This is a genomic window from Cupriavidus sp. SK-4 (genome assembly GCF_000611125.1).
In the GTDB taxonomy this organism is placed as follows: domain Bacteria; phylum Pseudomonadota; class Gammaproteobacteria; order Burkholderiales; family Burkholderiaceae; genus Cupriavidus; species Cupriavidus necator.
The window spans coordinates 1,671-12,854 of record NZ_JFJW01000070.1 but is presented as its reverse complement, the minus strand read 5'-3'; the positions used below and the strand labels follow the sequence as shown (position 1 = coordinate 12,854).

Below are 11,184 nucleotides of genomic sequence, written 5' to 3'. Positions count from 1 at the left end.
CCTTCGTCACGACTTGTGTGTAATGCAATGGCGTAAGCGCCGCCTTGCGCCGTCTGCGCGGCGGAGGTCTTCAGTAGACCCGACCGATTCACTTCGATGCTGAAATTGCTCTGCGAGGGGATTACGAGGGGCTTGTTTGCGCACTGGCACATTACCTTGGCGCCGCGCACTAGGATCTGGCGCCCGTCCGTAAGCGTGAACGACGGATAGGCATCGTTCATGACAGGACCGCCCACCTTGCACGCCGGGCAGGTGGCGTGATCGCCTTCACCTGCTACCCGGACTCCGTGATGCTCGAAGCGTTGCACCGTTGATACCAGCGTACCGCCCGTGGTTGTTTGATCCCCGTGTCTCAGCGCCTCTCGCATGTCTGCCATTCGTTTCTCCTTTGCTCCGGTCGGACGGCACAGACTCTGTGCCAAGCCGTCTATTTGTGCTCAGAGAGCTACCGGAATCAATCGGACTTGTCTGAATGCAGATGAAATTTTTTGTTATCGGTGCCGCACGTTTTTTAATGCGCTTATCAGGCCGTCTGCTCGCGCCGATTGGCAACATACCGCCTGCCGAATCAGAAGCCCGTTGCGTCAACCCGCGCCAGTGCTGACTTCTCGTGCATGCCGGAGGAAACGCCGGTTCCGGCGTACACCCCCGTCAACGTGTACGGGTTCTCGTCGTCTCAGGCAAGGGACAGTGAGCACCGGCGCGAAGCAGTCCAACGAATTCGCGCTCAAGTCAGTGCAGTCTCGCTATTTCCGCTTCTAATACGGGAAAGTGCTGGCCGAATTCACTGATAAGTGGTTGATTTTCCGGAAAACGCAGTCTCACGAATTCCGGATCCTCGCACTTCAACGGGCGTTGTGATAGATAAAACCGAAGGCGCCGCTTGATGTGGATCCTAGCTAGACCACCCCTCACCCCGGCCCTCTCCCCATGAGGGGGGGGGGGGAACATCTTGCTTAGGCTAGTTCGGGCGGCTTTGGCGCACCCAAAACCGTTGGCAATCTGTCTGGGTGCTCCCTCTCCCGCTTGCAGGAGAGATCACCGCACGCTGGCCATGCCGACTTGCTCGAAGCTCACGCGGTGAACGGCAGGCTGCGATGCCGCTTGCCGGTGAGCGCCGCGACGGCGTTAGCCAGTGCCGGCGCGATCGGCGGCACCGCGGTCTCGCCAATGCCGGTCGGCGGGTCGGCCGATGGCACGACATACACCGCGATCTGCGGCGGCATGTCCGCATGCGTGGCCAGGCGGTAGTCGTTCCAGTTGCCTTGCTGGACCACGCCATCCTTCAGCGTGATCTGCGCGCCGGGCAGCGTGGTGCCCAGCCCCATCATCATGCCGCCCTGGACCTGCGCCTCGACCGTGCGCGGATTGATCGGCATGTTGCAGTGGACGGCCGCGGTCACCCGGTGCACCACCGGCTGGTTGCCGCGCATCGAGGCCTCGACGATGTAGGCCACCACGGTGTCGAACGATTCATGCACCGCCACGCCCCAGGCACGCCCGGACGCGAGGCGCCGCTTGCCGTAGCCCGAACGCTCGACCGCCAGGTCCAGCGCCGCCAGGTGACGCTTGTGCTCACGCAGCAGCGTGCGGCGGTACGCCACCGGATCGATCCCGCCGGCGCGCGCCAGTTCATCGACCAGGGTCTCCATGACGTAGGCCGTGTGCGTATGCCCCACCGAGCGCCACCACAGCACAGGCACGTTGACCTTGGGATGATGGATCTCGAGCGCGATCCGGAACGGGTAAACACTGTCGCTCACGCCCTCGACCATGGTCGAGTCGACCCCGTTCTTCACGGTGAAGGACTCGAACGGAGTGCCGCCGGTAATGGACTGGCCGACGATGACGTGCTTCCAGGCCAGCACCTTGCCCTTGCCGTCGTGGCCGATTTCAACGCGGTGCAGGTGCATCGGGCGGTAGTAGCCGCCGCGCACGTCGTCTTCGCGCGTCCAGATCATCTTGATCGGCTCGCGCCGGCCCGCCGCGTAGCGCGCCTTGGCCACCTGCGCGGCCTCGAACAGGTAGTCGGACGTGGGCACGGCACGCCGGCCGAAGCCGCCGCCAGCCATCATGGTGTTGAATGTCACCTGTTCCGGCTTCAGGCCGAGCACGGCTGCGACGTTGGCCTGGTCGACGGTCTGGAACTGCGAGCCGGCCCACACCGTGCATTGGTTGCCGCGAAAGTCGATGGTGCAGTTGAGCGGCTCCATCGGAGTGTGTGCCAGATAGGGGAAGACATACTCGGCGGTGAGCTTGTGTGGCGCGGTGGCAAGCGCCGAAGTGTCCGCCGCCTTGGCCTGCACGCCGGGCCTGGCCGCCAGCTCGCGGTAGCGCGCCAGCAGCGCATCGCTGTCCGGCTTCTCGACACCGCTGCTGTCCCATTCCACCTGCAGCACCTCGCGCGCCGTGCGCGCCGGCCAGAAGCCATTGGCCACGATCGCCAACCCGGTCGCGCCGCCGGCCAGCGGCACCTGGTAGACCTCTTCCACGCCGGCGCTGGCCTTGGCACGCGCGGCGTCGAAGCGCGCGACCCTGGCGCCGAACACCGGCGGATGCACCATGACCACGGTGCGTGTGCCGGGCAGCGCCATGTCGATGCCGAACTGCTGCCTGCCGGTGGACTTGTCGCGCGCATCGAGCCGGCCGGTGGGCTTGCCGATCAGCCTGAACTGCTGCGGAGACTTCAGCTGCACGGTCGCGGGCACCGGCTCGGCCAGGGCCGCGGCGGCCAGCTCGCCGTACGTGGCCCGCCGGCCGTCGGGCGCGGTCACCACGCCGGCCTCGGCCTTCAGCTGCCCGGCCGGCACCCCGAAGCGCCTGGCGGCCGCCCCGAGCAGCATGGCGCGCATGCGCGCGCCCGCCTCGCGATACTGCGTCCATGAGTTCTTCATGCTGGTCGAGCCACCGACCATCTGGATATGGAACACCGGATCCTTATAGGCCTCGCCGGCCGGTGCCAGCTGGCAGCGCACCTTGCTCCAGTCCGCATCCAGTTCCTCGGCCACCAGCATCGGCAGCGCCGTCTGCACGCCCTGCCCGAATTCAAGCTTGCCGATCGTGACCATCACCGTGCCGTCGGCATCGATGCTGACGAAGGCCGACGGTTGCACCGGTGCCTTGGGCTGCGCCGCCGCCTCCGTCTGCGCGCCAAGCGGAACGGCACAGAGCGCGAAGCCCGAGCCGACGCTCAGTTTCAGGAAGGTCCGCCGGTCCATGCCGCCGCTTGCCTGCTGCATGAGTCTCATGGCATCTCCTCAGCCGATAGCCTTGGCTGCATCCTTGACCGCGGCATGGATGCGCGCGTAGGTGCCACAGCGGCACAGGTTGGCGCTCATGGCCTGTTCGATGTCGGCATCGGTCGGGCGCCGGTTGACCTTGAGCAGCGCCACCGCCGACATGACCTGGCCGCTCTGGCAATAGCCGCACTGCGTGACGTCGTTGCGCACCCAGGCCTCTTCGACCGCGCGCCCCACCCGGTCCTCGCCGATGCCCTCGATCGTGGTGAGCTGCCGGCCGGCGATGGAGGACACCGGCGTCACGCAAGCGCGGCGCTGCTGGCCATCGACATGGACCGTGCACGCGCCGCACACCGCGATGCCGCAGCCGAACTTGGTGCCGGTCAGGCCCAGCGTGTCGCGCAGCACCCACAGCACCGGCGTGTCGCCGGGCACGTCGACCTGCTGGGTCTTGCCGTTCAGTTGAAAGGAGATCATGGCTGGCTCCCGTTGCTCGTGCCCTTCGTCTGGGTCAAGGCGCCCGATCCGGCGATGGCGCGCAGGTTCTTCAGGAATGCTTCGTCGGCTCCGGCGCGCGTGGGCCCGGCAGAGGTGCGCAGCGGCTCGCGCGTATCGCACGGCGCGCCATTGCGAATCCAATGGCGCACCTGCTCGTCGAACGCGGGCTTGTCCAGCGGCGGCAATTCACGTCCCGGCCCCGGCTGCCAACCCCATGCCACCAGGTGGTCGGTCGCCATGTGTTCTTCGAGCATCGCCAGCGAACGGCCGCCATTGGTCCTGGTGTCGCGGAAGACCTTGCACAGCGCCGGCCCGGACAGGCCCAGCCATGACATCTTCATCTTCGCCGGCGGCATGTGCCAGCCCGGCTGGCCGTCGGTATCGAGCCCGGGCGGCGCATGCGCGAGCGGGCTGTTCTGGGTGGCATGGCAGGTGGCGCATTGCAGCGGCGGCACGCCCTTGCCGTCGGCACCACGCTGCACCGGTGGAAAGTGCACCCGTTTCGCATCGCCCTGCAGCGGGCCGTCCGGCACGTGGCAGTTCAGGCAGCGGGCATGCAGCAGCACACGCTCGATCTGCGCGAAGGCCTGCAGCCCGGCATTGCGGTCCGGCGTGGCGGACACCTGCGTGGGCTGGAAGGCTGCGCCGGGCCCGGCAGCAAAGGCAAGCGCCGGAAGCATCAGGACAGACTCCGCCAAAAGCTGGCGAATGGCGGCGACGAAAGGATTGCGGGCGTCATGCTTCATGGGGCCTCCCTCACCGTCGTCGGCGTGCTTGATCGTTGTAGTGCCTGATGCGATCCCTGGCAAGGCGAAACGGCAGGAGAGGCCCGAGTTGCCCGGATCGGCAAGCAGCACTTTTTCGAGATGGTCGCCGGCGCTGCAATGTCGCAATGAAGTTCTATCATGCAGAATCATGCAGACGAAGCGCACTACCGATCGAAGGCATGGCGCGCTCCGACAAAACGGCCTGTGATGCATATGGACCAAGATTCGCGACAAGACGCGTCCGATGGATCGGTGATGTTCGCGGACGTCTGCGACAGCACCAGACTCTACGAGCAGGCCGGCGATGCCGTGGCGCTTGGCGCAATCCGCCAGTGCCTGGCGCTGATGAAATCCCACTCCGCGGCCGCGCAAGGCCGGGTGGTCAAGACCATCGGTGACGAAATCATGGTGCTGTTTCCCGCGGCGGAGAATGCGATGCGGGCGGCACTGGACATGCAGGAGGCCGTCGCCGGGCTGCCGCCGATCATCGGCGCTCCGCTGGCGATCCATATCGGTTTCCACCATGGCCCGATCCTGTCGGACGAATCCGGCGACCTGTTCGGCGACACCGTGAACCTTGCCGCCCGGCTGGCCAGCCTGGCGTCGAGGGGCCAGATCATCACCAGCAAGAACGCGGTGGAACAACTGTCGGCAGGGCTGCGCCAGATGACACGCTACCTGTATCCAATTCAGGTGCGCGGCAAGCACCAGGTGATCGAGCTGTACGAAGCGATCTGGCAGCAGAGCATCGACCTGACCCTGGTGGCCCCGGTGGATCTTGCACTGGCCCGTTCGGCCTTGCTCTCGCTACGGTATCGGGGAACCGTCTTCGAAATGAACACCGCCTCGCCGCCTGTCACCATCGGCCGGGACACGACCATGAGCATTGTGGTCACGGACCGGCAGGTGTCGAGATTCCAGGCCACGGTGGAGCCGCGCGGCGGCCGCTTTGTCCTGATCGACAGAAGCTCGAACGGCACCCACGTGAAGATCGATGGCGAAAACGCGATCATCCTGCGCCGTGACGAAATCACGCTCAGGGGTCATGGCTGGATTACCTTTGCCCAGCCGAAAGAATGCATCGACGAGGGTATCGAGTTCTTTGTCGACGAGAAGTAATGCTGGCAGGAAGGAAGCCGCGCGGCCGCAACCCATAGGAGCAGGTCGCGGCCGCGCGTGGCTGCTTACCCACCCAGTTCCTGAAAGGCGTGCCCGTTGGCTTCCAGCCCCTTCAACATACCGGGTGGCAATGCGTTCTCCGGGACCGTCCCTTCAAGTTGCCACTCTTTTGTGTCGGCGAGGTCCGGAAGCCCTTCCCCCTTGCGCACATAGAGCCCCAGCGTCGGCTTCAGCAGATTGATGTAAAAGTCGTACTCCTGCATTTGCGAATCTCCCACGAAAGTCGTGATTGCCCTGGCTCTTGCGCTCAAGCGCTGGAGTCACCTGCCGCGACAGTGCTATCCGCCTTCTTGGGCGCAGCGCCCTTGGCCGCAGCCTTGCCTGCCTTCGGCTTCTTAACGGCTTCCAGCTTCCTGAAGACCACTGCTTCGCTTGCCTTGTCGTAGCCGAGTTCGACGCTGTCGCCGGATTTCAGCTTGTCGCCGAGGATCTCCTTGGCCAGCCCGGTCTCGACCGACTGGCGGATCTGGCGCCGCAGCTCCCGCGCACCGAACTCAGGCTGGTAGCCCACCTCGACCAGGTGATCGACCAGCTCATCATCGAGCTTGACCGTGATGTCCTGCGCGGCGGCGGTGCGCACCACACGCTCCAGCTGGATCTGCACGATCGCTCGGATGTTCTCGCGCGACAGCGCATGGAACACGATGATGTCGTCGATACGGTTCAGGAACTCGGGCCGGAAGTGTCCCTTCAGCACCTTCATCAGCGCCTCGCGCAAGTCCTTCTCAGGCATGCGCTTGTCCTCGGGCTGCTCCAGGTTGTCCATGATGATCGGCGCGCCAAGGTTGCTGGTGGCGATGATGACCGTGTTGCTGAAGTCCACCACGCGGCCCTTGCCGTCGGTCAAGCGGCCATCGTCGAAGACTTGCAGCAGCACGTTGTTCACGTCCGGGTGGGCCTTCTCGATTTCATCCAGCAGGATCACGCTATAGGGCTTGCGCCGCACGCGCTCGGTCAGCTGCCCGCCTTCGTCGTAGCCGACATAGCCTGGGGGCGCGCCGATCAGCCGGGCCACCGCATGGCGCTCCATATACTCGGACATGTCGATGCGGATGATGGCCTGCTCATCGCCGAACACGGTTTCCGCCAGGGCCTTGGCCAGCTCGGTCTTGCCGACGCCGGTCGGCCCAAGGAAGAGGAAGGTCGCGATCGGGCGGTTGGCCTGCCCCAGGCCCGCGCGCGACAAGCGCACCGCGTCGCTGACCGCGACCACCGCGTCGTCCTGCCCCACCACCCGCTCGCGCAGCCGCGCTTCCATTTTCAGCAGCTTCTGGCGCTCTTCCTCGGTCAGGTCGGTCACCGGGATGCCGGTCAGGCGCGACACCACTTCGGCGATGGCCTCGACCGTCACCTCCAGGGTCTCCGACCCGGTCTTGCGCTGCCAGGCCTCGGTCAGCTCATCAAGCCGCTTCTGCTTGTCGTTGATGCGGTCCTCGAAGCCCTTGGCCTCGTCAAAGCGCTTACGCGACGACGCATAGTCCTGCTCGCGCTTGAGCTGGGCGATCTCGGCCTCCAGTTCCTGGATATCCGCGGGGCGCGAGGTGGCGCCGATGCGCACGCGCGCCGCGGCCTGGTCGATCAGGTCGATGGCCTTGTCCGGCAGGAAGCGCGCGGTGATGTAGCGGTCCGACAGTTCCGCCGCGGCCACAAAGGCATCGTCGGCGAAGGTGACCTGGTGGTGCGCCTCCAGCTTGTCGCGCAGGCCGCGCAGGATGACGATGGTCTGCTCGACGGTTGGCTCCGGCACCAGCACCGGCTGGAAGCGCCGCTCCAGCGCCGCGTCCTTCTCGATGTACTTCTGGTATTCGTTCAGCGTGGTGGCGCCGATCAGGCTCAGTTCGCCGCGCGCCAGCGCCGGCTTGAGCACGTTGGCGATATCGAGGCCGCCCTCGCCGCCACCCTGCCCCGCGCCAACGATGGTGTGCAGTTCGTCGATAAACAGGATCAGTTCGTCGTTCTTGGCGGTCACCTCGTCAATCAGTTGCTTGGCACGCTCCTCGAACTCGCCGCGGTACTTGGCCCCGGCCACCATCGAATTGATATTCACCTCAACCAGACGCTTGCCGCGCAGCACCTCCGGCACATCGCCATTGACGATGCGTTGCGCCAGGCCTTCGACGATGGCGGTCTTGCCTACGCCGGGCTCGCCTATCAGTACCGGGTTGTTCTTCTTGCGCCGCGCCAGCACTTCGATCGTGCTCTCGATCTCCTGCGCGCGGCCCAGCACCGGATCGAGCTTGCCCTGCCGCGCAATCGCGGTCAGGTCGCGCCCGAACTTGTCGAGCGTGGGCGTGCCGGTGGGCGTATCGACGCGGCCATCCTCGGCGCCCTTGCCGACCACCTTCACCACCTTCTGGCGCAGTGCCTCGGGGGTCACGCCGTACTTTTTCAGCAGCGTTCCGGCAATACTGTCCGGCACCGAGGCCAGGCCGATCAGCAGGTGCTCGGGGCCAACGTAGGAATGCCCCATATCACGCGAGGCCTGGAAGGCAAACTGGAAGGCCTTCTTCAGCCGCGGCGAGATTGTCATCCGGTCGATGGCCGCGTCGGGCTCGGCGGTTCCGGTCTGCGCATGCTCGTCGATATAGCCCTTGATGTCCTGCGGCGAGAGCTTGAGCTCCTTGAGCAGCGCCGTGCAGACATCGGTATCGGCGAGCACGTAGAGCAAATGCTCGGTGTCGAGTTCATTGCGCCGCAGCTCGTGGGCCTTCTCCGCGGCGCGCTGCAGCAGCTCCATGGTCTGCTCGCTGAAGGCATCGGTGGGGTCGACCGATTCGCGCGGGACTTCGGTGGAGTACCCGGGATGCTCGTCGTCATCGATCCCGCCTCCCATTCCGCGGAAGAAGCGGGACAGGCCGCCGCCACCCAGCAGGGAATCGAACGGGTTGAGCATGTCCTGGTGGCGCAGCAGCTGCCGGTAGTCGTAGTCGCAGATCGACATCGTCTTGCGCTCGCCGTCCTGAACCACGGTCACCCGTGCCACGGCGGGACGTGCGTTGCAGATTTCGCATAGGGTCGGCATGATGGACTTTCCTCCACAGGTAGGTCGCATTGCTTCAACAGAGGGCTGTTGCGCGCGCAGAGGGCCGCGCGCAACGGCGCTGGAAAGCGGGCACGAGCCGTGCTTACGTGATGGTGGGCTGGCCTGCCATTACGTCACCTCCGAACGCACCACGCGCACGGGCACCGACTTGTAGGACGGGGTGCCGCTGTCCTCGTCGATGTAGTCGAGCGGCACCAGCCTGTTTGCTTCCGGATAGTAGGCAGCGACGGAGCCGGGTGCAATTTCATATTCGATCGCAGTGATCTTCTCGAAACGCAGCTGCCGGCCCGCGGCGATGGTCTCGATGTCGACCAGGTCGCCATGCTCCAGGCCGCGCGCGGCCAGGTCGGCCGGGTTCATGAACAGCACGTCGCGCCGCCCGAACACGCCCCGGTAGCGGTCGTCCATGGCATAGATGGTGGTGTTGTACTGGTCATGGCTGCGGATGGTCACCAGCCGCAGGACATCGTCGGCATGGACTTGCCTGTCTTCATGCAGCCCCTTGAACACGTAGAACTCGGCCTTGCCCGACGGCGTTTCCCATTTGCGCTCGGTTGGCGGCAAGGGCATGCGGAATCCGCCAGGGATCCGCACGCGCGCGTTGAAATCCTCAAAGCCGGGCACCGTCTTCTCGATCAGGTCGCGGATCCTGTCGTAGTCGGCAACCAGTTCCAGCCATGGCACCTTGCTGTCAGGCAGGGTCGCGGTGGCAATGCCCGCCACGATGGCCGGCTCGGAGCGCAGGAACCCGGACGCCGGCGCGAGCTTGCCGGCCGACGCATGCACCATCGACATCGAATCCTCCACCGTCACTGATTGCGGCCCGGTCTCCTGCACATCCAGTTCGGTGCGGCCCAGGCAAGGCAGCACATAGGTCTCCCTGGCCACCAGCAGGTGCGTGCGGTTGAGCTTGGTCCCGACATGCACGCTCAGGTCGAGCTTGCCCATGGCGGGGAAGCACTGCTCGGGATCGGGCAAGGCGACCGCGAAATTCCCGCCCAGGCAGAACAGCGCCCTGGACTTGCCATCGATCATCGCCTGCATCGCGTTGACGGCATCGTGCCCGTGTCCGGCGGGCGGGCTGAAGCCGAAGGTGTCCTCGATCCGCTGCAGGAAGCCGGCCGACGGCTTCTCGGTGATGCCGACAGTGCGGTTGCCTTGCACATTGGAGTGGCCGCGCAAGGGGCAGATGCCGGCGCCGGGCTTGCCGAAGTTGCCGCGCAGCATCAGCAGGTCGCACAGCAGGCGCACATTGGCCGTGCCTTCGTTGTGCTGGGTCACGCCCATGCCGTAGGTGACGATGGTGGCATTCGACTTCGCATAGGCCGCCGCCACCAGCTCCAGGTCCGCTCGGGTCAGCCCACAGGTCTTTTCGATATCCGCCCATTCAGTCGACCGCAGGTCGTCGGCCAGCGCTTCAAATCCCTGGGTGTGAACCGCGATGAAGTCGTGGTCCAGCACATTGCCCTGGCTGGCTTCCAGGTCCAGCAGCGCCTTCATCACCCCCTTGATGGCGGCGGCGTCGCCACCGGCGCGGACCAGGAAGTAGGACGAGGCAATCCGGGTGGAACCATAGGTGGCCATCTCCACCATGTTCTGCGGGTCGGCAAAGCGCTCGAGCGCCCGTTCGCGCAGCGGGTTGAACACCAGTATCGGCACCTTGCGGCGCGATGCCTCATGCAGCGTCCCCATCATGCGCGGGTGGTTGGTGCCCGGGTTGTGGCCGATCGAAATGATCAGCTCGCAGGTGTCAAAGTCTTCCAGCGACACCGTGCCCTTGCCGATGCCGATCGAGCGCGGCAAGCCCACGCTGGTGGGCTCGTGGCACATGTTCGAGCAGTCGGGGAAGTTGTTCGTGCCATATTCGCGCGCGAACAGCTGGTACAGGTAGGCGGCTTCGTTGGAAGCCCGGCCCGAGGTATAGAACTCGACCTGGTCGGGCGATAGCTCGCGCAGGATTTCGCCGATGCGGGCGAACGCGGCCTCCCATTCCACCGCGCGGAAGGTGTCGGTGGCGCGGTCGTAGACCAGCGGATGCGTCAGTCTGCCAAAGTCTTCGAGCTCATAGTCTGTCCGGTTCAACAGCGACGACACCGTATTGGCTGCAAAGAACTCGGGAGGCACCCGTTTGGTGGTTGCCTCCCACGTCACGGCCTTGGCGCCGTTCTCGCAGAACTGGAAGGTCGACCGGTGCTCCTTGTCGGGCCATGCGCAGCCGGGGCAATCGAAGCCGTCGGGCTGGTTGGTCCGCATCAGCGTGATCGGCGCCCTGACGGTATCCATCTGCGTGCGGATCGCTGTGGCGGTTGCCTTCAGCGCCCCCCAGCCGCCGGCGGGACCGTCGTACTTCCTGATACCGGGCACTTCGCGTCGATTGGCCATGTTTGCTCCTTGTGCCGCGCCAGGTTGCTGGTGACGGCATTGGGGTTAGTCACGCGAATAACTCCTGCTGCCGGTT

General features: G+C 65.3%; 8 protein-coding genes. 1 reads left to right on the top strand and 7 read right to left on the bottom strand.

Annotated elements, in window-relative coordinates; translation table 11 throughout:
* From CF68_RS36230 to CF68_RS15650, 4 genes are all read right to left on the bottom strand, one after another.
* Positions 1-377: PAAR domain-containing protein (locus CF68_RS36230; RefSeq protein WP_161786866.1), on the bottom strand; the 377-nt coding region annotated here is incomplete at its 3' end.
* 696 nt (positions 378-1,073) lie between these two features.
* Positions 1,074-3,248, bottom strand: a complete 2,175-nt coding sequence (locus CF68_RS15660; RefSeq protein ID WP_035820299.1) for a xanthine dehydrogenase family protein molybdopterin-binding subunit — start codon at positions 3,246-3,248, stop codon at positions 1,074-1,076.
* A 9-nt stretch (positions 3,249-3,257) separates the two neighbouring features.
* A complete protein-coding gene (locus CF68_RS15655; protein ID WP_035820296.1) occupies positions 3,258-3,716 on the bottom strand; it encodes a (2Fe-2S)-binding protein in 459 nt (152 codons plus the stop codon).
* A complete protein-coding gene (locus CF68_RS15650; RefSeq protein WP_235205784.1) occupies positions 3,713-4,669 on the bottom strand; it encodes a hypothetical protein in 957 nt (318 codons plus the stop codon). The genes CF68_RS15655 and CF68_RS15650 overlap by 4 nt, the downstream gene beginning before the upstream one ends.
* 48 nt (positions 4,670-4,717) lie before the next feature.
* Here CF68_RS15650 and CF68_RS15645 point away from each other — a divergent pair, with 48 nt between their 5' ends.
* Positions 4,718-5,623, top strand: a complete 906-nt coding sequence (locus CF68_RS15645; RefSeq protein ID WP_035820301.1) for an adenylate/guanylate cyclase domain-containing protein — start codon at positions 4,718-4,720, stop codon at positions 5,621-5,623.
* A 65-nt stretch (positions 5,624-5,688) separates the two neighbouring features.
* Here the strand turns inward: CF68_RS15645 and CF68_RS15640 are convergent, their stop codons facing one another.
* The 3 genes from CF68_RS15640 to CF68_RS15630 all read right to left on the bottom strand — a co-directional run bounded on the left by CF68_RS15640 (position 5,689) and on the right by CF68_RS15630 (position 11,108).
* Complete coding sequence (locus tag CF68_RS15640) at positions 5,689-5,886, bottom strand: hypothetical protein (RefSeq protein ID WP_035820292.1); 198 nt, start codon at positions 5,884-5,886, stop codon at positions 5,689-5,691.
* Between the two features lie 44 nt (positions 5,887-5,930).
* The gene (locus CF68_RS15635) at positions 5,931-8,705 is read right to left on the bottom strand and encodes an ATP-dependent Clp protease ATP-binding subunit (RefSeq protein ID WP_035820290.1); all 2,775 of its coding nucleotides are present in this window, start codon (positions 8,703-8,705) and stop codon (positions 5,931-5,933) included.
* Between the two features lie 129 nt (positions 8,706-8,834).
* Positions 8,835-11,108, bottom strand: coding sequence for an FdhF/YdeP family oxidoreductase (locus tag CF68_RS15630; RefSeq protein ID WP_035820288.1), 2,274 nt, complete (start codon positions 11,106-11,108; stop codon positions 8,835-8,837).
* Positions 11,109-11,184 lie beyond the last annotated feature (76 nt).